This is a genomic window from Bradyrhizobium sp. MV1.5, from assembly GCF_055807615.1.
This window is the reverse complement of sequence record NZ_JBVVPL010000013.1, coordinates 58,031-82,132: the sequence shown is the minus strand read 5'-3', so window position 1 is coordinate 82,132 and position 24,102 is coordinate 58,031. Positions and strand designations below refer to the sequence as shown.

The window sequence follows — 24,102 nt, the reverse complement described above, 5'->3', positions numbered from 1 at the left end:
GCAGGCCCGCGATGGAAGCTCTCGGCCTGTTGCTTCACGGCTTCGCCGTCTTGCTGACGTGGAAGACGCTCATGCTGATGATGGTCGGGCTGGTGCTCGGCATCTTCGTCGGCGTCTTGCCCGGACTCGGCGGACCCAACGGTGTCGCGATCCTGTTGCCGCTCACCTTCACGATGGATCCGACCTCGGCGATCGTGATGCTGTCCTGCATCTATTGGGGCGCGCTGTTCGGCGGCGCGATCACCTCGATCCTGTTCAACATCCCCGGCGAAGCCTGGTCGGTCGCGACCACCTTCGATGGCTATCCGATGGCGCAGCAGGGCAGGGCGGCGGAGGCGCTGACGGCGGCGTTCACGTCCTCTTTCATCGGCTCGCTGGTCGCGGTGCTCCTGATCACCTTCCTCGCCCCGATGATCTCGTCCTTTGCGTTGAAGTTCGGCCCGCCCGAGTTCTTCGCGGTGTATCTGCTGACCTTTTGCTCCTTCGTCGGGCTGGGGCGCGAGGCCAAGCACAAGACCGTCATCTCGATGTCGCTGGGGCTGTTGCTCGCCGGCATCGGCATGGACACGGTGTCAGGCAATCTGCGCATGACCTTCGGTTCGTCCGAGCTTTTGCGCGGCATCAACTTCCTCGTCGCCGTCATCGGCCTGTTCGGCATCAGCGAGATCCTGCTGACGATGGAGGAGCGCCTGGCGCTGCGCGGACACGCGGCGAGCATTTCGCTGCGCGTCGTGCTGAGTGTGTGGAAAGACCTGCCGAAATACTGGGTGACGCTGCTGCGCTCCTCCTTCATCGGCTGCTGGCTCGGCATTACCCCGGGCGGCGCGATCGCGGCCTCCTTCATGGGCTACAATTTGGCAAAGCGTTTCTCCAAGGATCCCGAGAGCTTCGGCAAGGGCCGCATCGAGGGCGTGTTCGCGCCCGAGACGGCGGCGCATGCCTCCGGCACTGCGGCGCTGCTGCCGATGCTGGCGCTCGGCATTCCCGGCTCCGGCACCGCCGCGATCCTGCTCGGCGGGTTGATGGTGTGGGGGCTCAATCCCGGACCGCTGCTGTTCGTCGAGCACAAGGATTTCGTCTGGGGCCTGATCGCCTCGATGTATCTTGGCAATGTCGTCGGCCTCGTGCTGGTGCTGACGACGGTGCCGATCTTCGCCTCGATCCTGCGCGTGCCGTTCGCCGCAGTGGCGCCGATGATCGTGGTGTCCTGCGCGATCGGCGCCTATGCGATCCAGAACGCGATGTTCGACATCTGGCTGATGCTCGGCTTCGGCGTCGTCGGCTACGTCTTCAAGAAGATCGGCATTCCGCTCGCACCGTTCACGCTGGCGCTCGTACTCGGCAACCGCGCCGAGGATGCCTTCCGTCTGTCGATGATCGGCGCCGGCGGCGACCTCAAGGTGTTCTGGTCGAATGGCCTCGTCGGCTCGATCACGACCCTGGCGATCGTGCTGCTGTTTTGGCCTGTGATCGACGCCTTGCTTGCCCGTGTCGGATTGACGCAACGGTCGAAATCAGCGTGAGCGAGAATACGACCCCAACCCTGATTTAAAACAGCAATTTCCTTTGCTCCTCGGATATAGCCCGAGGAGCACACCCTCAGCGTAGCATCTGGCAACAACCCTGTCCTATGACGGGAACGATGGGTGTGAGCTAGATAACACGTAAAGTTGTAATTGTGTGATATAGAGTGGCGCGTCCGCGGCTCAGTGCGGCCGCGAGACTTATTCTCATCAAATTTTTTAAATTGGAGCGCGGAAATGAAGAGATTACCGAGATTGCTTGGTGTGTCTTTTGCGATCGTGGGGGCGATGATTGCACTCTCCGTCCTGGCAAGCCCCGCCAGTGCTCAAGCGAGCCGCACCTGGGTGTCTGGTGTCGGTGATGACGCCAATCCTTGCAGTCGTACGGCGCCTTGCAAGACCTTCGCCGGCTCTATTTCGAAGACTGCGGTGAACGGTGAGATCAATTGTATCGATCCTGGCGGCTTCGGCGCCGTGACCATCACGAAGTCGATCACGATCGATTGCCACGAGGTCTTTGCTTCCATCCTCAATGCCTCGACGAACGGCATCATCATCGCGTTCGATTCTTTTGCAGGAACCGATGTCCGCAAGACGGTGAACATCCGCAACCTCAATTTCCAGGGATTTGACACCGGCCTGAACGGTATTCGCATCATTGGTGCGGGGGCCGGAAGCTTCGTCAACGTCGAGGATTGCCTGATCAACGGCAATTTCGGCTCCCCCGGCACGGGGATCGCCGACCAGCGCACCAATGGCACGCTGAACGTCGTGAACACCACGATTCGAGATATGGGAGGCAGCGGCTTTACGATCGCAAGCGCGGCTGCGGGCCTGATCAAGGCAACGCTCAGCAACGTCAGGGTGATCAATTCGGCCAGCGGCGTCGCCGTTGGCGCTGGAGCCGCCGTTCATCTCAGCAATTCGCTCGTGTCGAGTAATTCGGTTGCCGGTATTTCGATCTCGGGCGGCGGCATCAACGTGGACGCGACCACGATTTCTTTCAACTTGGTCGGCGTCAAGCAAGCGGGCGGATCGGTCAACCTGTCCAACAACGACCTTTCATTCAACACCACCGGTGTGACGGGTACGGTCAACTCGCATTCGAACAATCGCTTCGACAGCAACGGCGCCGGCGGGACGATCACGCCAATCGGCAGCACGACCAATCCGACCGGGTTGCAGTAACAATCCGGATCGCGCCGACGCGTAGGTCGACGCTCACGCAAGATGGAAAAGCCCCGGCTCGCCGGGGCTTTTTATTTGCAGGACACAAGAAGCCGGGCTTCTCCACTGGCCGACCTCTAATGAACACTCACACCACTTTGGCGTCCCTGAGCTTGGCAATCTCGTCCGCGCCGAAGCCGAACTCCTTCAGCACTTCGTCGGTCTGCTCGCCGAATTCCGGCGGCCGCGCCACCATCCTGCTCGGCGTGCGCGACAGCGTCACGGGCTGGCCGACCAGACGGATGTCGCGACCCTCGTCATTCGGCACCTCCTGCGCAATGCCGAGATGCTTGACCTGCTCGTCTTCGAACATCTGGTCGATGGCGTAGATCGGCCCGCAGGGCACGCCGGCCTCGTTGAGTTCGCAGACCCAGGTCTCGGTGGACTTCGTCAAGGTACGCTTCTCGATCTCTGCATTGAGCGCGTCGCGGTTCTTGGAGCGGGCCGGCGCGGTCAGATAGTCGGGATGGCTGTAGAGTTCCGGCGCGCCGATCGCCTGCGCGCAGCGCTCCCAGATCCGGCCGCCCGTAGTGGCGATGTTGATGTAGCCGTCGGAGGTCCTGAACACGCCGGTCGGAATGCTGGTCGGGTGGTTGTTGCCGGCCTGCTTTGCCACTTCCTTCTCCATCAGCCAGCGCGCCGCCTGGAAGTCGAGCATGAAGATCTGGGCCTGCAGCAGCGAGGTCTGCACCCATTGGCCCTTGCCAGAGACCTCGCGCTCCAGCAGTGCGGTGAGGATGCCCATGGCACAGAACAGGCCGGCGGTGAGGTCGGCGACCGGAATGCCGACCCGCATCGGCCCTTCGCCCGGCGCGCCGGTGATCGACATCAACCCGCCCATGCCTTGCGCGATCTGATCGAAGCCCGGCCGCTTGTGGTAGGGCCCGTCCTGGCCGAAGCCGGAGATGCTGCCGTAGACGAGGCGCGGATTGATCCTGGCGAGGCCCTCATAATCGATACCGAGCTTCTTCTTCACGTCCGGGCGGAAATTCTCCACCACGACGTCGGCCTTGGCGGCGAGGCGCTTGAACACGGCGAGCCCGCGCTCGTCTTTCAGGTTCAGCGTCATCGCCCGCTTGTTGCGATGCAAATTCTGGAAGTCGGAGCCCCGCCGCGGGCCGCCCGGCTGCTCGCCGCCGGCATCCTCGGTCAGCGCGTCGATCTTGATCACGTTCGCGCCCCAGTCTGCGAGCTGCCGCACGCAGGTGGGCCCGGACCGGACGCGGGTCAGATCGAGCACGGTGAAGCGTGACAGGGCTTCCGAGGCGTGTGGAAAGGGCATCTTGATGGGCTCCGGGACAGATTGCGGGCCTACCATAGTGCCGAAAGACCATGCAGCAAGACATCACGCGGCAGGTCTGGGCCGCGCGGATGCCGCCGGTCGAAATGCAACGCCTGAGGGGCGCCGCGAAGGATCAGCGCGCCAGCTGTTTCAGCTCGGCGCGCGCCCGCTCGGCCAGCGGGTCATCGCCGTGGCGCGCAATAAACAGCTCGAACGCTTCCCGCGTTCCCTTGCGACGGGCGGATTCGTACTCCTCCGCGACCGCAGCCGAGGGGTCGCGGGCCATTGGAACGGAAGGCGCGCGCCCCGCTGTGCCGCCTTGCCTGGCGCTTTCCTTGCCGCTCTCATCCGCATTGGCTTTGCCGACCATGACAGGCAGTCCTCCGAGGGGTAGATGGCCCGGCCCGGCGAGCGCCATCAGGGCGCCGAACAGGCCGGCCGAGAGGGAACGTAGTTTCATGATTTCACTCGCAACACGGCAGCTGGTCGGAACCGACGCTCTTGTCCTGGACCGTATGACTACGGGATTTCATGGCTAACACGGCCTTATGGAAGGAGTCCGGACCGGCTCGCCAAAATTAAACCAAACGTTTTAACTCTCAAGCTAGAATCACATGTCCGCCCCCCGAATCGAACTGGGTTTGCTGCTTCGGAGACTCCCTTGGCCACCGCCGTCAACGTAAGTGCCACCAACAACGCCGAGATCGATGGCCTGCTGTCAGGCTATAAATGGACCGGCACGATCACCTACAGCTTTCCGGACGCTGCAAGCGACTACCCCAATCCCTATAGCGGCGGCGACGGTGAGCCGACGACCTCGGGCTTTGCCTCGGCGCCGAGCCAGATGCAGGCGGCGATCAATTACGCGATTGGGCTGATTCTCGGCTACACCAACGCCAACATCCAGTACGCCGGGACGAACGGCGCCGACATCATGGTGGCGCAGTCGCCGGCGGCGAATCCGACATCCTACGCCTATTACCCCGGCAACTACGCGCCTGGCGGGGACGTGTGGTTCGGAACCGCCTACAACTATTCGCTGGCTGCGCTCGGCAATTACTATTTCACGACCGCGTTGCACGAGTTCGGACACGCCCTTGGCCTGAAGCACAGTCAGGAAGCTGGCGGCCCCGCCAATGTCGCGGTGCCGAGCGCGCATGACGACAGCGAATACACCGTCATGAGCTATCGCAGCTATGTCGGTGCTTCCACGACGAGCGGTTATACCAACGAAGCCTATGGGTATCCGCAGACCTATATGGCCAACGATATCCTCGCGCTGCAGACAATGTATGGCGCGAACTACACCACCCAGGGCGGGTCCACCGTCTATACATGGAGCTCCACCACCGGACAGGAGTTCATCAACGGCGTTGGTCAGCCGGCCGACAATGGCGGTGTCGGTGGCTCGGCCAATCGCATCTACGAGACGATCTGGGATGGCGGCGGCGTCGATACCTACGACCTGTCGAACTACACGACGAACTTGAGCATCAACCTCAATCCAGGTGCGTCGTCTCTGTTCTCGTCGGTTCAACAGGCCAATCTCGGCAACGGTCATTACGCGTCGGGCAACGTCTACAATGCCTATCTCTACAACAACGACGCGCGCTCCTACATCGACAACGCCATCGGCGGCTCCGGCAACGACACGATCATCGGCAATGCCATCGCCAACGCACTGACCGGCGGTTCCGGCAACGATACGCTGACCGGCGGCGGCGGCAACGACGCCATCAACGGCGGTTCAGGCACCGACACGGCGGTGTATTCGGGCAACAGGGCGAACTACGCGATAACCTACAGCACGATCACGCAGAGCTTTACTGTGGTTGATCAGCGATCCGGTTCTCCCGACGGAACTGACACCGTGAGCGGTGTCGAGTCTTTCCAGTTCGCTGATGGTGTGACGGCAAGCTCCGTCCTGATGGGGCCTCCTCGGCCCGATCTGTCCGAGTATATCGCCGTCAGCCAGAGTTCCGTTCCGGCCGGAGGTAGCCTGACGGTCGACGCCTACAACATGAATCTGGGTGATGACGTGGCGGGGCCGACCACCGCGCGGATCTATCTCTCCACCGACGCGACGATCACCACGTCGGATACCCTGCTCGCGACCGTGTCGACCTCAATGACCCTCGCGACGGTGAACCAGCCCGGCTACTACGACCATCAGACGATCCTGGTCGCGCTTCCCGGCAATTTAGCGCCTGGCACCTACTACATCGGTGGTATCGCCGACTACAACAACCAGCTTGGCGAGCGCGACGACAGCAATAACACCTATAATGTGGCGCAGATCACGGTGACGGCGGCAGGTCATCCCGACCTGTCCGAATATGTGGCCGTGGACAAGACGACGGTTGCCGCCGGCAGCGGCCTGACAGTCGATGCCTACAACATGAACCTCGGCAACGCCGCGGCCGGGCCTACGACGGCTGGAATCTATATTTCCGCCGACGCGACGATCACAACGTCGGATACGCTGCTCACGACCATCGCGACGTCGTCGACGCTGGCGACCGTCAGTCTGCCCGGCTATTACGATCACCAGACGGTCGCTGTGACGCTGCCGGGTAATCTTGCGCCCGGTACCTATTACATTGGGGGACTTTCCGACTACGCGAATCTGCTCAGCGAGAGCAACGAGACCAACAACACCTACAACGTCGTTCAGGTCACGGTAACTGCCCCGGCGCAGCCTGATCTGTCCGAATATGTGGCTGTGAACAAGACGACTGTCGCGGCTGGCGACAGCGTGACCGTCGACGCTTACAACATGAACCTCGGCAATGGGGTGGACGCGACCCCGACGACTGCCGGTATCTATATCTCGACCGACGCGACGATCACGACGTCAGACACGCTGCTCACGACGATTTCGACGTCGACCACGCTGGCAACGGTGGGCCAGCCGGGTTACTACGATCATCAGACGGTCACGGTAACGCTGCCCGGCAATCTGGCGCCTGGCACCTACTACGTCGGCGGTATTGGCGACTACAACAATCACCTGACCGAGAGCAACGAGACCAACAACACCTACAACGTCGTGCAGGTCACGGTGACTGCGCCGGCGCAGCCTGATCTGTCTGAATATGTGGCTGTGAACAAGACGACCGTTTTGGCCGGCGACAGTTTGACGGTCGACGCTTACAACATGAACCTCGGCAACGCGGTGGCGGCGTCTCCGAACACTGCCGGTATTTATATCTCGACTGATGCGACGATCACGACGTCGGACACGCTGCTCACGACGATTTCGACATCGACCACGCTGGCAACGGTGAGCCAGCCTGGTTACTATGACCATCAGACGGTCACGGTGACGCTGCCCGGCAGTCTGGCGCCAGGCACGTACTACATCGGCGGCATTGGCGACTACAACAATCACCTGACCGAAAGCAACGAGACCAACAACACCTACAATGTGGTGCAGGTCACGGTGGCTGCCGCGAGCAGCCCGGCCGCAACGCAAGCGACAGCGGCTTCGTCACCGCCGGCGCAGACAACGACGAATGTCCAGGATAATTTCGCGCTATCCCAGACGAGCAGTGGGCCAGCGCTCAGCGGAGCGCATTGGGCTGATCATGGCCAACTCACGCAATTCGTCTCGGCGCTGGCGACCAGCATTCAGCAATTGGCGGATACGACGGATGCTCATTTCGCATTCAACAATCTATCCGACGCCGCGCAGCCCCATATCAGCGATTATCACCTGATCTGATCGATACGCGTTCGCACTGCAGCTCTGGATTCTCCGGTTCCCCTGCACTAGTCTGGCGGCCCGGTAGCAAGCGGGCGAGAGGAAGGCCTTCAATCGGGGGCTTAGCCCAGCGGTTTTGCGGGGACGGATGGGCCGTTTGTCTCGACGAGGACTCTGGACGTTGCTGATGCTCGCGCTTGCGCTTGCTGCTCCAGCCCACGCCCAGTCGTTGCGCCAAGGCGTCTCCACCTTCCAGCGCCATGACTATGTAACGGCCTCCCGCATCTTCATTCCGCTCGCCGAGCGCGGCAATGCGGCTGCGCAATCCTATCTCGGCTTCTTGTTCGAGACCGGCCGCGGCGTGCCGCAGAACTACACGGAAGCCGCGATGTGGTACCGGCGGGCGGCGGAGCAGGGCGACAGCCGCGCCCAGTATTCGCTGGGCCTGCTCTACGATCGCGGCCACGGCGTGCCGCAGGACATCGTCGAAGCCTCCAAATGGCTCAATCTGTCGACGGCTGCGGCTCCCCCGCCAGCGCGCGAGGCGCGGGCCAGGATCCGCGATGCCGTGACTTCGAAGATGACGCGCGGGGAGATCGCCCAGGCCCGCCTGCGGGCGCTCGAATGGGCGCCGAGCCGCGAGCATTGATCCGCGGCAGCTTCTCAGAAAATGGTGCGTGATCGACGGCGCTCAGCTCCGGCGGGAAGCCGCTATCGCCATGATGACATCATGCCAGTGTTTTGCCCGACGTGTCAAAGGGTTTTGTAAAATCCGAAGCTGTTCGCACCCCTATCAAGTTATTGATAACGCTGACCCCGTCTACTGTGCATGGGGTTGTTTTCGCGTTTTTAATGAGAGCGCCGTCGGAATGACGATGCACCGGATCATCCTAGCCCGGCCAGCCGCCGAGCCATTTCGCGTACCAGCTCTCGCCCAACCAGCCGATCCAGATCGCCGGCGCCAGGAATAGTCCGAACGGCAGGAATGCCGTGGCGCGGAGCCGCTCTCGTCGCAGCGCGGCGCTGGCGACATAGGCGCCGATCGCGAGCAGCGCAGCAAGCTCGATCACCGCGGCCACCGTCGCGAGATCGAGCCAGGCCCCGGAGACAGCGGCGAGCTTGACGTCACCAAGCCCAAGCCCGTCACGGCCGCGCCAGCGCCGGTAGAGCAGCATCAGCAGCAGGAGCGGGAGCGCGACCGCACCGGCGCGGACGACGGCCCAGAGCAGCGCCTCGGCGCCCGTCTCCGGCGCGAAGGCGCCGGCGCGGAGCAAGGCGAGCGCGAAGGCCGCGCCCGTCAGCTCGTTCGGAATGAGGTAGTGGCGGGCATCGTTCGCAGCGACCGCGACCATCAGGACGGCGAGAGACGCACCGTACAGGCCTTCCGCGCCCGGCGCGGCGATCAGGCTTGCGAACACGCCCAGCAGCAGCGCGAGGCTGAGCGCGAGCACGGGACCCGGCCCGTCATTCGCGCCCCGATCCGTCACGCCGTCAGCGCGCCGCCTTGGGCGGGCTCACGGTGACCACGGGATTGCTGGTGCCGACCAGGCGGCTGTTCATCTTGCTGCGCATCTCCTCGGCGATGACATGCGCATCGACGCCGTCCTTGATGACGGTCGGGCGAATGAACAGGATCAACTCGGTGCGGGCGCGCGTGTTGCCCTGGTGCGAGAAGGCATCGCCTACGCCGGGAATGGAGTCGAGGATCGGAATGCCCTGGCGCTGCCTGCTCTCGGTCTCGCTGATCAGGCCGGCGAGCAGCACGGTCTGGCCGCTCGTGACCGCGATCGAACTCTTGACCTTGCGCTGCGAGATCGTCGGCGTTAGCGAGCCGGAGCTGCCGGCGGCGACGCTTGAGATCTCCTGCTCGATGTCGAGCACGACGTTGCCGTTGGCGTTGGCGCGCGGCAGCACGCGCAGAATGATGCCGGTGTTCTTGTAGTCGATGGTGTTGACGACGGTGTTGTTGGCGGTCAGCACCGTCGCGGTGCCGGTCGAGAACGGAACCTGGTCGCCGACTTGGAGGGTCGCCGCCTGGTTGTCCAGCACGACCAGTGACGGGTTCGACAACACCTTGACGTTGGTGACGCCGTGCAGCGCGTCGAGAATGACGCGCGGCGAGTTCTCCGAGCCGATCAGAAAGTTGAAGCCCGGCAGCACGCGCCCGAGCAGCGCGCCGGCCGCGGCGTTGACGGCGTTGCTCGTCCCCTCGACGCTGCCGATCGTGCTCGAATTGCTGACACCGGAGATGGTGTTGGAGACCGAACCCTGCTTGCTGGCGATGAAGAACTGGACGCCGTAGTTCAACGCGTCGTTCAGCGTCACCTCGGCGATCGTCGCTTCGATCGCGATCTGGCGCTGCGGCCGGTCGATCTGCCGGATCGTCTGCTCGACGACGCGTTGCGAGTCTGCATTGGCATAGACCAGCACTGCGTTGTTGGTGACGTCGGCGGTGATCCGCACGTTCTGGAGGACCGCGTTGTTGGAGGCTTTCGCGCCCGAGCCGAGCAGCGGGCCGGAGCCGTTGTCCTGGCCGGGCAAGCCTGCCGCCGCGGGAGCGGGACGCGCAGCCAGCGACGAGCCGGGAGCACCTGTGACCGGGGTTGCGGCGCCCGCGCCCGCGGTCGGAAGTGCGCTGAGCGAGGCGATCGGATTGGTCCCGGACGAGGACGTCGCCATGCCCGAACCGGGCGAAATCTGGCTCGCGGAATTGTCGAGCGAGGAGCTGCCGTTTGCGCCCTGGCTGAACAGGATCTCGTTCAACAGCGCCACCACCGCTTTGGAATTGCCATAGCGCAGCGGGTAGGATTTCAGGTTCAGGCCATCGGTGTCGGAGCGGTCGAGCCGCGCGATCCACGTCTGCGCGCGCTTGAGATATTCGGGCTTCTGGCTGACGACCAGGATCGAGTTGAGGCGGCCGATCGGCTGGAATTTCACCACGCTCTGGCTCAGGCCGCCTTCGCCCGAATCCATGATCTTTTCCATCTCGGAGATGAGCGGCTCGGGCGTGGAGTTGCGGACCGGGAAGATGCCGACCGATTGGCCGCGCATCCAGTCGGCGTCGAAGGAGAGGATGGTGTCGACCGCGGTCGCCCGGTCGGTGCCGCTGCCGCTAACGATCAGCGTGTTGCGGGCGCCGTCGGGACGCATGGTCGAGGCCTTCACGCCGAAGGCATCGAGCAGCTTGAAGATGTTCTGGGCCGAGACATAGCGCAGCGGCACCACGGTGATGCCCTGGCCGGCCGCGGCATTGGCGGAGCGATCGATACCGCCGGGACCGGCTTCCGGCGCCGGCAGCAGGCGATAGCCGGTGCGGTCGCGCACCAGCGCCACGCCGGACATGCGCAGCGCGTTCTCCAGCACGTAGATCGCGTCTGCCTTGGGGACCGGGCGCACCGAGGCGAGCGTGACGGTGCCCTGCACGCGGGGATCGATGGTGTAGCCAACGTTGAGTACGTCACCAAGGATGACCTTTGCGACGGTGGCGACCGGCGCGTTCTCGAAATTGAGGTCGTAACCGCTGCCGCCGGTGTCATCGCGCTCGGCCAGCGCGCCGCCTTGCGGCGTTGCACCATCGCCAAGGTAGATCGCGGGCCTTGATGCCTTGGCCTGCGCAATGCCGCTCGCCCCTGCATCGGCGGGTTGTCGCGGCTGGAGATCGAGGGAGCGGATCTTGTCGGCGATGTCCTGCGCGCGCGGATCCCTGGGGTCCGCCTCGATCGACTGATCGGCAGTGACGATGCAGGCCGCGAGCAGGAAGGCGGACGACGACAGAACGAGCGTTCCAGTCAACGCTGAGCGCAGGCGCAAAAGCGGCTGGACCACTTCAAACAAAATACGCCTACCAATACCAAGTGAAATAGGCATCCGATCCCCCCTTGGTTCGGACGCGCAATAATTTGCGCCACGATTATGTTTTTGCTAAGAAATAAGTCAAGGGGAAAGGGCCTGCCTTGACCCGCCGAAGTTGTTGCATTCGGGTAACAAGGTCAAAGCTGTGAATGCGATGCGCGACCGCTCCGCAGATAGCTTCCGGCAGCACCTCCTGGAAAAATATTCATTGCCGCCGCGGGCGCATGCCCACGCCCAATCTCATGCCGACAAATCAGCCAATCCCGCGATCACGCGCCCCTTGCGCGAATTGTGGGAGGCCACCGATCTTTCGGCAGCCGAATTCGCCGACGAAGTGTCCGATCATTTCGGCCTGCCGCGGCTGAGCCTTCCGCAGCTGCTCGCGGCCACGCCACGCCTCGACGGGTTTTCGCGGCGCTTTCTGCGCGAGTCCACCATCTTTCCCTTCAGTGCGTCGAATGATTTTTTTCGGCTGGCTGTTGCCGACCCCTCCGACACGGCGGCCATTCGCGCCGCCGAAATCGTGTTCGGAACACCGGTCGACGTCGTCGTGGCGTCCTACGAGGACATCACGACGGTGCTCGATCAACGCGCTGAGGCCGACGACGCAAATGCCAATCGAGGCGGCGGCAGCGTTGCGCAGCAGTCCGACGACGACATCGAGAGCCTGCGCGATCTCGCCAGCGGCGCGCCGGTGGTGCGCGCGCTCAACGATCTCCTGGAGCGCGCGGTGGACTTGCGTGCCAGCGACATTCACGTCGAGCCGTTCCGTGCCGGACTCGCGGTGCGCATGCGTGTCGACGGTTTGCTGCGCGCGTTGCCGTCGCCGCACGGCATTCCGCCGCAGGCGCTGATCTCGCGCATCAAGATTCTCGCCAGCCTCAATATCGCCGAGCGACGCCTGCCGCAGGACGGCGCGGCGCGCGTGCGGGTCGGGCGCAACGAGCTCGACGTCCGCGTCGCGACGATGCCGACGCAGCATGGCGAGAGCGCCGTCATCCGCCTGTTGCCGCGCGACCGCGGCCTGCTGGAGATGAGCAAGCTCGGGCTCGCGCCGCGCGACGAGAGCGCGATGACGCGGCTGCTCGCTATGCCCCACGGCATGATCGTGGTCACCGGCCCGACCGGCAGCGGCAAGACCACGACGCTTGCGACGATGCTGTCGATCCTCAACGAGCCGACGCGTAAAATTCTGACCATCGAGGATCCCGTCGAGTACGAAATCGCCGGCATCAACCAGTCCCAGGTCAAGCCGTCGATCGGGCTGACATTTGCCTCGGCGATGCGCGCGTTCGTGCGCCAGGACCCCGACGTGATCATGGTCGGCGAGGTCCGCGACGCCGAGACCGCGCATATCGCGATCCACGCGGCGCTGACCGGCCATCTCGTATTGACGACGTTGCACACCGAGACTGCGGCGGCTGCAGTGCCGCGCCTGATCGATCTCGGCATCGAGGGATTTTTGCTGAAATCCACGCTGCGCGCCGTGGTGGCGCAGCGCCTGGTGCGCGTGCTCTGCGACCGTTGCAAGGTGCCGCACGCGCTGACCGAGGCCGATCTCGCCAGGGATCCGCGCTTTGCCGTGATCGGTTTCAAGTGCGGCGAGGTCGTGCACGAGGCCGGCGGCTGCGAACGCTGCGGCGGCACCGGCTATCGCGGCCGGAACGGCGTGTTCGAGATCCTGGAAATGTCCGATGAGGTGCGTGCGCTGATCGGCCCGCAAACCGATTCCCACAGCATCGATGCCGCAGCGATGCGCGGCGGCATGACGACGATGCTGGAGGACGCGGTCGCCAAATGCCGGGCCGGCATGACGACCGTGCCCGAGGTCTTCCGCGTCACGACGGTGCGCTAGAATCATGCCGAACTATCGTTACCGCGCGCTCAATGCCAACGGCGAACTGGTCTCCGGCGCCATCGCCGCGCCAGCGCCCGGCGACGTCGCGCAGCGGATCGAGCGTCTCGGCCTGGTGCTGGTCGACAACGTCACGCCGGAAGAGGGCGGCGCGACCGGCAGTGTGTTGAGCCTCTTCAACAGGCCGAAGCCGGAAGACGTCACCATCCTCACCCGCGATCTCGCGCTGTTGCTGCGCGCTGGCGCCCGCATCAACGACGGATTGGAGCTGCTGGCGACCGATCCCGATCTCGGCCGGCTGCGCCCGGTCGTTGCCGACATCCGTTCGCGCGTCGTCTCGGGCGAGAGCTTTGCCGAGGCGCTTGCGCGCCACGAGGGGCTGTTTCCGCCGATGTATATCGCGCTGGTGCGGGTCGGCGAAGCCTCGGGCTCGCTGGATCAGGTTCTGGAGGTGCTGGCCGGCGAACGCGCGCGCAGCGAGGCGTTGCGGCGCCGGCTGTCGGATGCGATCCGCTATCCCCTGTTCGTGCTGGGCGCGGCGGGTTGCGTGCTGCTGTTCTTCCTCACCTTCGTGCTACCGCAGTTCGCCAGCGTGTTGCAGGATTTCGGCGCCAAGGTCGATCCCATCGTCGGAATCTTCCTCAACATCTCGACCTTCCTGCGCGGCAATTCCGATGCGGTGCTGGGCGGACTCGCCGCGGCGATCGCGCTCGTTTGGCTCGTGCTCCGACAGGAGCGCTTCCGCCGCGGCCTCACCAATGCGATCACGCGGCTGCCGGCGATCCGCAACGTGATGAGCGCGTATCGCACCGCGCTGTTCTGCCGCAATCTCGGCCTGCTGCTCGGCAGCGGCGTCAATCTCACGATCACAATGCGCATCCTGATCGACATGATGGCGACGACCGGCCCGTCCGCGGTCTGGAGCGATGCCGCCGACCGTGTCCGCCATGGATCGAAGCTCTCCGACGCGCTCGCCGAGACGGAAGCGCTGCCCGCGATGGCGGTGCGCATGCTCCGGCTCGGCGACGAGACCGGACAATTGCCGATGCTGTCAGGACGCGTCGCGGAATTCTACGAGGTTAAGTTGCAGCGCACGCTCGACCGTGCCGTCGGCATCGCCGGACCGGCGGCGATCATTGCGATCTCGGTGGTGGTCGGCGGCCTGATCACCTCGGTGATGACGGCCCTGATGTCGGTGAGCCAGATTGTCGGTTAGGCCGGATATTGTTGGGACGGATACTGTCAGGCGATATTTTGTTAGATAGCGGGAGATGCTTCAAGTGACCAAACAGCTATCGTTGAGGCGCGACCGGCGACGCGGAGCCTGCGGCGAGGCGGGCTTCACCCTTGTCGAGATGCTGGTCGTCATCACCATCATCGGGATGATCATGGCGCTGGTCGGCCCGCGGGTCCTGAACTATCTCGGCGAGTCCAAGGCGAAGGCGGCGAAGATCCAGATCGAGAGTTTTTCCAGCGCGCTCGATCTCTATTATCTCGATCTCGGGCGCTATCCGACATCCAATGAAGGTCTCGCGGCGCTGGCCCGCAATACCAGCCAGGCCGGCTGGAACGGGCCTTATTTGCGCGGCGGCGTGGTGCCGAGCGATCCCTGGGGACGCATTTATATCTATCGCTCGCCGGGCGCGGGCACGCCTTACGAGATCATCTCGCTCGGATCGGACGGTCAGGAAGGCGGCAGTGGAACGGCAGCCGACATTGTCAGCGGCGCGCGCTGAGGGCATCTGCGATGCGCGCGGCTTCGCGCTGATCGAGATCCTGTGCGTGCTCGCGATCATTGGCCTGCTCGCAGCGATCATCCTGCCGGCGGTTCCGCGCACGACGACGCGCGCCAGGCTGGAGAGCTACGCGGTAGAGACCGCGGCACTGCTGAAAGCGGACCGCAACGCGGCGCTGCGCCGGCAAGTGCGGGTCGCGACCCAGGTTGACGCGGAAGGGCGCTCGATCCGCTCCGGCGTCACCGGTCGGACAATCCGCCTGCCGGGCGACGTGGTCGTGCAGGCGATGCTGGCCTCTCGCTGTGCCGATCGCGCGGCGGGGCGGTCGATCGATTTCTTTCCTTCGGGGATGTCATGCGGCGGGGTCATCGCGCTGGCGCGCCCGGGCATGGGCTATGAGGTGCGCGTCAACTGGTTGACGGGAGGCGTCGAGATTGTCCCGCAGAAGCTGCTCTGACGCCGCCGGCTTCACCCTGATCGAGGCGCTGGTTGCGCTCGCGATCATCGCGGTCGTGCTCGGCACGATCGGCTCGGTCATTGCCACGACGGTGAAAGGCACGCGTGCGATCGACCAGCATTTGGCGCTATCGGGCACGGCCGAGACCCTGCTTGCGGACCTGCCCGCACGCTCCTTGCTGAAACCCGGCCGGCGGAGCGGCGAACTGGCGGGCAGCCGCTGGCGCGTCGACGTCGCGCCGACGAACGTGGCGGGCGGAAATCCCGCCACCGGCCGCTTCGTGCCGTTGGCCGTCAATCTGCGCCTCCAGCGCGGCGACGGCAGCGCGATCCAGATCACCACCGTGAAGCTGGTGCCGAGGACTTCTCAATGAAGAGCCCGGCGATGAAGCGCCTGCGCCGCGCGCTGGCGGACGAAGCGGGATTCACCCTGCTCGAAGTGTTGCTCGCGACGCTGCTGATGACCGTCATCCTGGCGGCGCTGGCGACCGTGACGGCGCAATGGCTGCCGAACTGGAATCGCGGCATCGCCCGCGTGCAGCAGGCCGAGCGTCTCGCAACCGGCCTCGACCGCATCGTCGCCGACCTCTCGGTCGCCGAGCAGATGACGGTCAACGGCGACGCCAGGGCGCCGCTGTTCGACGGCGCCGAATTGTCGGTGACCTTCCTGCGCACGGCGCTCGGCCCGAGCACGCGTCCGGGGCTCGAATTCATCCGCCTGGTCGAGAAGGCCGACGCACAAGGGCTCGCGCTGGTGCGCGAGCGCGCGCCGTTCCAGCCGATGCCGAGCGACGGGCAGATCCGCTTCGTCGACCAGGTCGTGCTGGTCCGCGCCCCGTTCCGCGTGAGCTTCACCTATGCCGGTCCGGATGGCCAGTGGCTGCCAACCTGGCGCGGCCAGGCCCGGCTGCCGGATCGCATCCGTATCACGGTGCGCAACAGTGCCACCGGCCAGGTCCTCTCGGTCTCGGGCGCGGTGACCCCGCACATCACGGCCCCGGCCGAATGTGCGCGGGCGAAGAATCCGACGACCTGCGTGACGGCCCGCCCGCGGCCGCAACAGGCCGACAAAGAGGAGCAGCAGCTGTGAGCGGAGCGATGCACGACCGTGTGAGACTTCGTGACGGCCGCGGCTTTATCGTCGTCGCGGTGCTCTGGATGCTGGCGGCGCTGGCTGGGCTGGCGCTCATCTATTTGACTTATGTCACCAACACCGCCGTCACGGTCGCCGTCAACGCCGATCGGTTGCAGGCGGATGCGCTGGTGAATGCCGGGCTCGAACTCGCGGCCTACCGGCTGACAGCGCAGAACGAGGCCACGCGCCCGACCAGCGGCACCTTCGATGCCCGTGTCGGCGCCGGACGTGTCAGCGTCACCTTCCGGTCGGAAGCCGCGCGCGTCGATCTCAACATGGCGCCGAAGCCGATGCTTGCAGGGCTGATGATGGCGCTCGGCGTCGCAGCGGCGGACGCCCCCGTTTACGCCGACCGGATCCTCGCCTGGCGAGCGTCGACGGAGCCCGGCCAGGACAATCCGGAGGATTCCTACTATCGCACGCTCGGGGCGTCCTATCTGCCGCGCCACGCGCCGTTTCCGCATAGCGACGAGCTCTGGCTGGTGCGCGGCATTCCGGCCGCCGTCGTGGAACGCGCGCTGCCCTTCGTCACGGTGTTCAGCAACATGCGGACCGTGAACGTGCTCGACGCAGCGCCGCAGGTGGTGGCGGCACTGCCGGGCATGACGCCGGGGATGCTGCAACAGGTGCTGCGCGACCGCGCCGATCCCAACGTTGATCCGCGATCCCTGATCGGCCTCGCCGGCACCGCCAACGCGACGATCGAGGGCTCGAGGGCGTACCGGTTGACGGTCACGGTCGAGGTGCCTTCGCATCGGCGCAGCTCGGCCGAGATCGTCATCCTGCTTCTCGAAAGCGGCGATGAGCCGTATCGTGTATTGTCATGGCACAACGCCTATGACGGCTCCGCCGGAAAGTCTCTGTGAGATGAGTTCGCTCCATTCCCTTCGCGCCATGGTCGATGCATGGACCGGCACCGTCGCCGGCACGATCGTTGCCGGCCTGGAGCGGATAGTATCGCCGCGGGTGGTGCGGGTGGTCGAGATCGAGAGCGGCGCGTTCGCGCTGGAGGCGGCGAAGTCGGAGAATGTCCCGAAGGAAATCGCATTCGAGAATGGCAAGTTCATTGGTGCCGATCTCGCGCAGATCGTCCGCGGCAGCCGCATCGAGATCGTGCTGCGGCCGACGCGTTTCCTGTTCCGACCACTGGAGCTACCGGCGCGCGCGGCCGATTTCCTGGACGGCATCGTGCGGGCGCAGATCGATCGGCTGACGCCCTGGAGCGCGAGCGAAGCCGTCTTCGGTTGCAGCGTTCCGGTAGCGCTCGGCAGCGAGAGCATCTCCACGGAGATCGCGGCGGCGCCGCGCAAATTGGCGATGAGCTATGTCGAGGCTGTGTCGTCCTTCCATCCGACGGCGATCGCGATCGTGACGGAGACGCCCGAGGGCAAGCGCATCAAAGTGTTCGAGCAAAGATCGCGCGGGGCGATCGACCCCGTGCGGCTGGGCCGGACGCTGCAAGCCGTGCTGGTTCTTGCCGCGGTCGCAGCGGTGCTCGGATCGGTCGCGGCAAGTTACCTGGCCGACAGCCTCAGCGCGCGGCAGAGCGAGCTCGAACGGCAGATCACCCAGCGTCGCGCCGTGCTTCGCGGCAACGACGGCGGCGAGCGCTCGCCGCTCGCGCTGCTCGAGCGCCGCAAGTACGAGTCGCCGGCGAGCGTTATCGTGCTGGAATCGCTGAGCCGGCTGTTGCCGGACCACACCTATGTCACCGAGCTGCATCTGGCCGGCAACAAGGTCCAGATCGGCGGCGTCACCCGCGATGCGCCCTCGCTGATCCCCTTGATCGAGCAGTCCCAGCATTTTACCCGCGCGACGTTCTACGCCCCGACGACGCGTAGCCCATCCGATCCAGGCGAACGCTTCCACATCGAGGCGCAGATCGAACCGAGGAACGCGCCATGACCAAGATCATGAGCAGCGCCAAGGTCGCAAACGGAAATGCGGTGGAGCGGGCGCTCGTCGGCTCGCCCTTGATCGCGGTCACGCTCTATCTCGCGATCACGGGCGGGCTGTTGCTGATGGCGGGGCTGTCGATCGCCGACGTCAACGCCCATCGCCAGGCGCTGGCGCAGACCTCCGACCTGCTCGACCAGCTGCGCGGTCGCAAGAGCGGCGCCAAGAGCGCCGCAGCTCTCTCTGCCGAGCATCCCGGCACGCCGTTTCTGGAAGGGCCGACCGTAACGGTCGCGGGCGCCAATCTGTTGCAGCGGGTTGCCGCCGCGGTCGCCGATGTCGGCGGCTCGGTCCAATCCTCGCAGGTCGACGTCACAGGCGCGCAGACCAAGGACGGTTTCGTCGGCCTCGTCGTCAGCTGCGAGCTGGAGCAGCCCGCGCTCCAGAGGCTGCTGTACGATCTCGAAGCCGGCATGCCGTTCTTGTTCGTCGACCAACTCGACGTCCAGGTGCCGCAAACGACGGCGCTGAGTGATGCGGCCACCGGCCGCGTCAGGGTGATTTTGGGCGTCTCCGGCCAATGGCAGGCGGGGAAGTAGGGGCCTCGTCAACTTACGACGTCGGCTCACCAAGCGTACTTGAACACGCCCTTGCCGGAATAGCTGGCGACGTTGCCGGAGAACTCGCCGTCGAAGGTGCCGGCGATCGAAAAGCCGCTCAGCCATTTCATCTCGGCGCTAGCGCTGACGAGCGCGGAGTCGGCGTCGACCCGGGCGCCGTTCACGACGAAGCTGGTGCCCGGCAGGGTCTGGAACAGCGCGGTGACGGCGCGGCCCGGATTGTAGTCGTGGGCCCAGGCGGCGCGACCGCGCAGCGTCAGCACGCCGTTCTGCATCGCGTACGACTTGTCGGTGCGCAGGCCGAGCTCGGAGCGGGTGTCGGTCAGCGATTGCGAGGCATAGTTCAATGCGAACAGTCCGCCGCCATTGAGGCTGACTTCGGAGTAGTTGGGGAGGTTGACGTTCGTCACCTGCGCCGCCGCATAGGGGGTGAGGCCGATCATCGGCGTCGCGAAGCGGTAGCCGCCCTCGAAGCGAGCCGAGAAGGTGTCGGCCTTGAAGCGGCCCTGCAACTGGTCGAAGCCGCCGGGCGCCACGGTGCGGTTGGTGGTGACGTCGTGCCAGCCATAGGCGAGCGCGGCGGAGATATAGGCAGGTCCGAAATTGTGCCGGCCGTAGACGCCGGCCTGGAACAGGTCTGCCGAGCCCGAACCCATCGCATTGGCGAGCGAGTAGCTCAGTCCACCGCCGCCGAGCGCAAACCCGACCAGCGTGTCCACCGAAATCCTGTAGTCGGCGCCGGCCGCGCCGCCCCAGACCCGCGCGGTCAGGTCTTGCGAGCCGACCGGCGCATTGCCGCCGACTTGTGCCGATCCGCCATAGCCGGCAGTCCAGAGGCTCCAGCGGCTCGCCGGCTGCGAGGCGAGCAGCGGTGCCTTGGTCGCCATCGCGTAAGCCTCGCGCTCGCGCGCGTTGGCCGGGCGCATGGACGCATAGGCGGCCGCGTCGTCGCTGTCGGCGAATTGCGGCACGCTGCCCGCTTTGGCGAAACCGCCCGAGCGGCCGATGACGGTCGGGTCGAGCATCAGATTGAGGAACTGCCCGTCGGCATTGATCGCGGACTGGATAATGCCGGTTCCGAGTTCGCCCGAGGCCGTCGTCAGCCCGGCCGGCGTCAGCGCAGCGAAGGCTGCCGGAATGCCGCCGGTCGAGTTGAAGAAGGTGGTCAGCGTGTTCGCAACGTTTTGCTGGTTGACGGTGAGGCCGCCGCCGCTCGGCGCGAAGTTGAGGCCGATGTTGAGGAACACATTGTTGGTGCCGTAGCTCAGCGACGCGTTGATCGTCGGCATGTTGGAGACGACGGCTGGGTTGAAGGTGGTGCCGCCAAAACCGCCGGTCGCCGACAGGATCGTGTACTGCTTCTTGATCGTGCCCGAGGCGAACATCGCGCTCACCGTCGCGTTGCCGAGCGTGGCCGCGCCGTTGACATTGGCGAGGCTGGCATTGCTGGAGGAGACCTGCACAAGATAGGTCGAGGCCGCTGTGAAGCTCAGGGGGCCGTTGATCGTTAGTGGCGCGAACGGGGTCGCCGCGCTGCCTGGGGCGAGCGTGCCGCCATTGACCGCAACGCCGGCGACCGTGCCGCTGCCGGCGAGTGTGCCGCCGGAATTGACGGTGGTCGGGCTCAGGATCGACCCATCGACGACCAGCGTGCCGCCATTCACGGTGGTGGGCCCGCTATAGGTGTTTGCGCCGGACAACGTTTGCTTGCCGCCGGCGATCGTCAGGCCGCCGCCCGCGCCGCCATCATCGATCACGCCCGCGAAATTGCCAATGCCGTTGGTGATCGTCAGCGTGTTGGCCCCGATGTTGACATTACCGGAGCCCGCCAGCGACTTGATCGAGGTGCCGGCGCTCAGGGCCGAGATGTCGAAGAAGCCGTTCGCGATGACATTGCTCGAGGTGGCGATGCTGCCATCGCTGCCGCCGAAATTGATGAGATCGAGCTCGCCGCCGCTCGCGATGGTCGTGGTGCCGGTATAGGTGTTGGTGCCGTAGAGCTGCTGGGTCGCGCCGTTGGCGATCACGACGTTGCCACGGGTGCCGCCTGCAATGCCGCCATCTTGAATGACGCCGCCGAAGAAGCTGCCATTGGTGATCGTCAGTGTCTTCGATCCGAGTGCGACGATGCCGCCAGCGGTCAACGAGAACAGAGCGTTCACCGACGTGCCGGAAGTTGTTTGCGAAATGTCGAACGTACCGCCTGCGCCTGGCGTGAACGTCACGCTCGCCGAGTTCGCGATCGATCCGCTGCCTTTCAGCGCTAACGTCGCGCCGGCATCGATCTGCGTCGTATTGGAGTAAGTGTTCACACCGGAGAGGATCTGCGTTCCACCGAATACCTCAAGCCCGCCCGTGCCCTGGATCACGCCGGCGAATTCAGTCGAACCGTTGGTGATGAACAGCCCGTTGCCGCCCATGTTGACGACGCCGCTCGAGCTGCCGGCGAGTGTCGTGATCAGGTTGAACGCAGCCGAGGATGCAGAAATGTCGAACGTCGCATCTACCGTGACGACGCTGGAGCTCGCGACGCTGCCGAAGCCCGAGATCGCCAGCGTCCCCGCCGAGATTGTCGTCGCGCCCGTGTAGGTGTTGGTGCCAGTCAGCGTCATCGTGCCGGTGCCGACCTTGGTCAGTCCGCCGCCGGTGCCGGAGATCACGCCGTCGACCTGGGTCGAGGCGTTGAGGCTGCCTGTGGTGAGGGTCTTGGCGCCGAGCAAGTAATTGCCGGCGCCTTCGATCGAGCCCGCCGTCATGCCGGTGCTGGAAAGGCCCGACATGTCAAAGGTGCCGCCGGTATTGGTGATGAAGCGGGCATTGCCGCCGGTCGCGGTGCCGGTGAAGCTCGTGGTGGCAAGATTATTCGTGGTGATCGTAGAACTGCCCGCGGTGGCGGAACCGGCGAAGCTCAGCGAGCCGTCATTGCTGATCGTCGCCGTGCCTGCCGTGGCGTTGCTGATGAAGGTCAGGAAGCCGGTGGCGGTGTTGGTGATGGCGGCACTGCCTGCCGAACTCGAATCGCTGAAGTTCATCACCGCGTTGTTGGCGATCGTTGCGGTTCCGGCGTTGCTGCTGCCGTTGAATTCCACGTCGCCGTTGTTGGTGATGTTCGCCGTGCCTGCGGTGCTGGTGTCGTTGAAGATCATCGCGGCGCCGCCGCCGACGCTGAACGTGACGGCATTGGTGCCGCCGCTCGCGGTGCTCGAATTCGTGAACACCGTGGTGGAGCCGAGGTTGAACGTCTGGGCGTGGGTCGAATTGTTCGAGATGCCCGCGCCGTTCACCAGGAAGATATCGCTGGTCGTGATCGTGTAGGCCGGGGCGTCGGGCGAAGCGGTGAAGATCACGCTGCCGATATTGACGACGCCGCTGCTGGCGATGTTGGTGTCGGCCGACGTCGAAAAGGTCGCGATGCCGTCCGGCACGAGCGGAGTGGAGGTCCAGTTCGCTCCATCGGTCCACTCGCTGGTGCCGCCCGCCCAGGTGCCGTCGACGGCTTGCGCAGCGACGACGCCGAGCGCAGTGGTCGCCAGCAAGGTCGCCAAGGAGTGGCGCACGACGGATCGCAGCCCGTATCCGATCCGCCCACCAGCCTTTGTCGGTCCAGCCATCCGGTCTTCTCAAATCAGCAAAGAAATCATCGCAAACGTGCAACAGCGGCACGTGGCGAGCCCTCGCGCCATGCGATGATCCCACGGCGCTGCAGCGTGCCGCAATGAACGGATATCCATCTGCGGCGGTTCCTTCCTGTTCCGGCTAGCATTTTCGGCGATCGTGGCCGTCGGGCAACATATTGATGCATTGCAACATTTGCCGTTAGGATGGACGCTAGGAAGCCTCGCTGAGCGAGGCGGGTTGATGACGCTCCCGATCGGAACTAGTTTGGCGGCGACGCCTCGCGGTTCTTTCGAGCGGCCGGTGGTCTGAGGGATGTCGATGGTCCGGTGGTTGAGACCGACAGGATTGGCCGTGCTAGGCGCGGTTCTCGGTACCGCCGGAACCATGGCCGCCACGTCGTCGCGCATCGACATGCTGCCCGACGATGCGCCGGCGGGTAGCCCCGCGGACAATGTCGAGGTCGGAACGATGCGCCCGATCGCACGGCCCGTGCAGCAGGCTCCCGCCAGGCCCGTTCCTCGTGGCAATCCGCTGTGGTCAGTGCCGTTCTCGGCCCTGACCGTGACCCAGGAGCGCCCGATCTTCTCGGCCACGCGCCGGCCGCTGCCGCGCGCGGTCGCGGCATCGCCGGTCGAAGAGATGTCCGCACCGCCGCCCAAATCGGTCGAGGCACCGCCACCGCTGTTGCTGGTCGGGGCCGTGGTGGGTGAGGGCGACGCCATCGCCATTCTTGTCAACCGCGCCGATCAGAAGGTCGTGCGCCTTCGGCAGGGCGAATCGCTCGGCGGATGGTCGCTGACCTCGGTGCAGCCGCGCGAGGTGACGTTCAAGCAGGGCGAGCGCAGCGAGGTACTGGCGCTCCAGCGGCCGGACGCAGCCGCTCCCGCGGGCCCGCCTGCGGATGCGGGCGGCAGGCCGACGATGCCAGGCCCGGTCGATCCGGCGTTCTCGCCGTCCGTGCCGCGCTCCACGCCAAAGAACGGCGAGTCGGACGGGCTCTGAGCGTGCCTTCCCGGGATCCTGGCAAGCTTCGGGCGGAGCCCTGAAACGCCGGCCGAACGGGTCCGGCCAAGCCGGGCCGGCTGCGGTTCCCGCCGGCTATCGACATTCCGTGAACTGACTGCTAGCCCGAATTCGCGATGCCTTGGGAAGGACCCCGATCGGTGTGGGCAAAGGCTTGCTGAGGTGATGGCCGGGTG

19 protein-coding genes are annotated in these 24,102 nt (G+C 65.1%); 14 read left to right on the top strand and 5 right to left on the bottom strand.

The annotated features are described in order from the left end of the window. The first annotated feature begins 11 nt into the window (after positions 1–11). On the top strand, positions 12–1,523 hold the full coding sequence (locus AC0L2J_RS15000; RefSeq protein ID WP_473391285.1) for a tripartite tricarboxylate transporter permease: 1,512 nt from the start codon (positions 12–14) through the stop codon (positions 1,521–1,523). A gap of 237 nt (positions 1,524–1,760) precedes the next feature. After that, the gene (locus tag AC0L2J_RS14995) at positions 1,761–2,711 is read left to right on the top strand and encodes a right-handed parallel beta-helix repeat-containing protein (protein WP_473391282.1); all 951 of its coding nucleotides are present in this window, start codon (positions 1,761–1,763) and stop codon (positions 2,709–2,711) included. Between the two features lie 127 nt (positions 2,712–2,838). On the opposite strand, the gene AC0L2J_RS14990 is transcribed toward AC0L2J_RS14995, so the two are convergent. Next, complete coding sequence (locus tag AC0L2J_RS14990; protein ID WP_473391277.1) at positions 2,839–4,032, bottom strand: CaiB/BaiF CoA transferase family protein; 1,194 nt, start codon at positions 4,030–4,032, stop codon at positions 2,839–2,841. 133 nt (positions 4,033–4,165) lie between these two features. Further along, entirely contained in the window at positions 4,166–4,492 is a 327-nt protein-coding gene (locus AC0L2J_RS14985; RefSeq protein WP_473391274.1) for a hypothetical protein, read from the bottom strand. Between the two features lie 201 nt (positions 4,493–4,693). On the opposite strand from AC0L2J_RS14985, the gene AC0L2J_RS14980 reads away from it, so the two are divergent. Further along, positions 4,694–7,756 carry a CARDB domain-containing protein gene (locus AC0L2J_RS14980; RefSeq protein WP_473391269.1) on the top strand — a complete coding sequence of 1,021 codons (3,063 nt, stop codon included), beginning with the start codon at positions 4,694–4,696 and terminating at the stop codon, positions 7,754–7,756. Positions 7,757–7,922: 166 nt separating this feature from the next. Further along, a complete protein-coding gene (locus AC0L2J_RS14975) occupies positions 7,923–8,384 on the top strand; it encodes a tetratricopeptide repeat protein (RefSeq protein WP_473391265.1) in 462 nt (153 codons plus the stop codon). A 241-nt stretch (positions 8,385–8,625) separates the two neighbouring features. Here AC0L2J_RS14975 and AC0L2J_RS14970 read toward each other — a convergent pair whose 3' ends face one another. Beyond that, positions 8,626–9,222, bottom strand: a complete 597-nt coding sequence (locus tag AC0L2J_RS14970; RefSeq protein ID WP_473391261.1) for a prepilin peptidase — start codon at positions 9,220–9,222, stop codon at positions 8,626–8,628. 4 nt (positions 9,223–9,226) lie between these two features. Next, entirely contained in the window at positions 9,227–11,602 is a 2,376-nt protein-coding gene (gspD, locus tag AC0L2J_RS14965; protein WP_473391257.1) for a type II secretion system secretin GspD, read from the bottom strand. Positions 11,603–11,741: 139 nt separating this feature from the next. On the opposite strand from gspD, the gene AC0L2J_RS14960 reads away from it, so the two are divergent. From AC0L2J_RS14960 to gspM, 9 genes are read left to right on the top strand one after another with little or no spacing between them, the layout of a single operon-like run. Continuing rightward, positions 11,742–13,442 carry a GspE/PulE family protein gene (locus AC0L2J_RS14960; protein WP_473391254.1) on the top strand — a complete coding sequence of 567 codons (1,701 nt, stop codon included), beginning with the start codon at positions 11,742–11,744 and terminating at the stop codon, positions 13,440–13,442. Between the two features lie 4 nt (positions 13,443–13,446). Continuing rightward, positions 13,447–14,658, top strand: a complete 1,212-nt coding sequence (locus AC0L2J_RS14955; RefSeq protein WP_473391252.1) for a type II secretion system F family protein — start codon at positions 13,447–13,449, stop codon at positions 14,656–14,658. A gap of 55 nt (positions 14,659–14,713) precedes the next feature. Beyond that, positions 14,714–15,178: a type II secretion system major pseudopilin GspG gene (gene gspG, locus AC0L2J_RS14950; RefSeq protein ID WP_473391248.1), complete on the top strand. Its 465-nt coding sequence runs from the start codon at positions 14,714–14,716 to the stop codon at positions 15,176–15,178. Continuing rightward, positions 15,141–15,635: a prepilin-type N-terminal cleavage/methylation domain-containing protein gene (locus AC0L2J_RS14945; protein ID WP_473391244.1), complete on the top strand. Its 495-nt coding sequence runs from the start codon at positions 15,141–15,143 to the stop codon at positions 15,633–15,635. Before gspG ends, AC0L2J_RS14945 begins: the two co-directional genes overlap by 38 nt. Further along, complete coding sequence (locus tag AC0L2J_RS14940) at positions 15,613–16,008, top strand: PulJ/GspJ family protein (RefSeq protein WP_473391239.1); 396 nt, start codon at positions 15,613–15,615, stop codon at positions 16,006–16,008. The genes AC0L2J_RS14945 and AC0L2J_RS14940 overlap by 23 nt, the downstream gene beginning before the upstream one ends. Continuing rightward, entirely contained in the window at positions 16,005–16,724 is a 720-nt protein-coding gene (locus tag AC0L2J_RS14935) for a hypothetical protein (RefSeq protein ID WP_473391237.1), read from the top strand. The genes AC0L2J_RS14940 and AC0L2J_RS14935 overlap by 4 nt, the downstream gene beginning before the upstream one ends. Further along, positions 16,721–17,635 (top strand): type II secretion system minor pseudopilin, encoded by a 915-nt coding sequence (locus tag AC0L2J_RS14930; protein WP_473391233.1) that lies wholly within the window; start codon positions 16,721–16,723, stop codon positions 17,633–17,635. Before AC0L2J_RS14935 ends, AC0L2J_RS14930 begins: the two co-directional genes overlap by 4 nt. 1 nt (position 17,636) lies before the next feature. After that, the gene (locus tag AC0L2J_RS14925; protein WP_473391229.1) at positions 17,637–18,674 is read left to right on the top strand and encodes a PilN domain-containing protein; all 1,038 of its coding nucleotides are present in this window, start codon (positions 17,637–17,639) and stop codon (positions 18,672–18,674) included. Beyond that, a complete protein-coding gene (gene gspM, locus AC0L2J_RS14920) occupies positions 18,671–19,264 on the top strand; it encodes a type II secretion system protein GspM (RefSeq protein ID WP_473391225.1) in 594 nt (197 codons plus the stop codon). Before AC0L2J_RS14925 ends, gspM begins: the two co-directional genes overlap by 4 nt. Before the next feature lie 26 nt (positions 19,265–19,290). On the opposite strand, the gene AC0L2J_RS14915 is transcribed toward gspM, so the two are convergent. Then, on the bottom strand, positions 19,291–22,896 hold the full coding sequence (locus AC0L2J_RS14915; RefSeq protein ID WP_473391222.1) for an autotransporter domain-containing protein: 3,606 nt from the start codon (positions 22,894–22,896) through the stop codon (positions 19,291–19,293). 358 nt (positions 22,897–23,254) lie between these two features. Between AC0L2J_RS14915 and AC0L2J_RS14910 the strand changes: the two genes are divergently transcribed. After that, complete coding sequence (locus AC0L2J_RS14910; protein WP_473391218.1) at positions 23,255–23,905, top strand: hypothetical protein; 651 nt, start codon at positions 23,255–23,257, stop codon at positions 23,903–23,905. The last annotated feature ends 197 nt before the right edge of the window (positions 23,906–24,102 follow it).

Excerpts from the sequence above, each read along its gene's own strand:
- AC0L2J_RS15000 (WP_473391285.1), top strand. The coding sequence starts at position 12 with ATGGAAGCTCTCGGCCTGTTGCTTCACGGCTTCGCCGTCTTGCTGACG.
- AC0L2J_RS14995 (WP_473391282.1), top strand. The coding sequence starts at position 1,761 with ATGAAGAGATTACCGAGATTGCTTGGTGTGTCTTTTGCGATCGTGGGG.
- AC0L2J_RS14990 (WP_473391277.1), bottom strand. The coding sequence starts at position 4,032 with ATGCCCTTTCCACACGCCTCGGAAGCCCTGTCACGCTTCACCGTGCTC.
- AC0L2J_RS14985 (WP_473391274.1), bottom strand. The coding sequence starts at position 4,492 with ATGAAACTACGTTCCCTCTCGGCCGGCCTGTTCGGCGCCCTGATGGCG.
- AC0L2J_RS14975 (WP_473391265.1), top strand. The coding sequence starts at position 7,923 with ATGCTCGCGCTTGCGCTTGCTGCTCCAGCCCACGCCCAGTCGTTGCGC.
- gspD (WP_473391257.1), bottom strand. The coding sequence starts at position 11,602 with ATGCCTATTTCACTTGGTATTGGTAGGCGTATTTTGTTTGAAGTGGTC.
- AC0L2J_RS14960 (WP_473391254.1), top strand. The coding sequence starts at position 11,742 with ATGCGCGACCGCTCCGCAGATAGCTTCCGGCAGCACCTCCTGGAAAAA.
- AC0L2J_RS14955 (WP_473391252.1), top strand. The coding sequence starts at position 13,447 with ATGCCGAACTATCGTTACCGCGCGCTCAATGCCAACGGCGAACTGGTC.
- gspG (WP_473391248.1), top strand. The coding sequence starts at position 14,714 with ATGCTTCAAGTGACCAAACAGCTATCGTTGAGGCGCGACCGGCGACGC.
- AC0L2J_RS14935 (WP_473391237.1), top strand. The coding sequence starts at position 16,005 with ATGAAGAGCCCGGCGATGAAGCGCCTGCGCCGCGCGCTGGCGGACGAA.
- AC0L2J_RS14925 (WP_473391229.1), top strand. The coding sequence starts at position 17,637 with ATGAGTTCGCTCCATTCCCTTCGCGCCATGGTCGATGCATGGACCGGC.
- gspM (WP_473391225.1), top strand. The coding sequence starts at position 18,671 with ATGACCAAGATCATGAGCAGCGCCAAGGTCGCAAACGGAAATGCGGTG.
- AC0L2J_RS14915 (WP_473391222.1), bottom strand. The coding sequence starts at position 22,896 with ATGGCTGGACCGACAAAGGCTGGTGGGCGGATCGGATACGGGCTGCGA.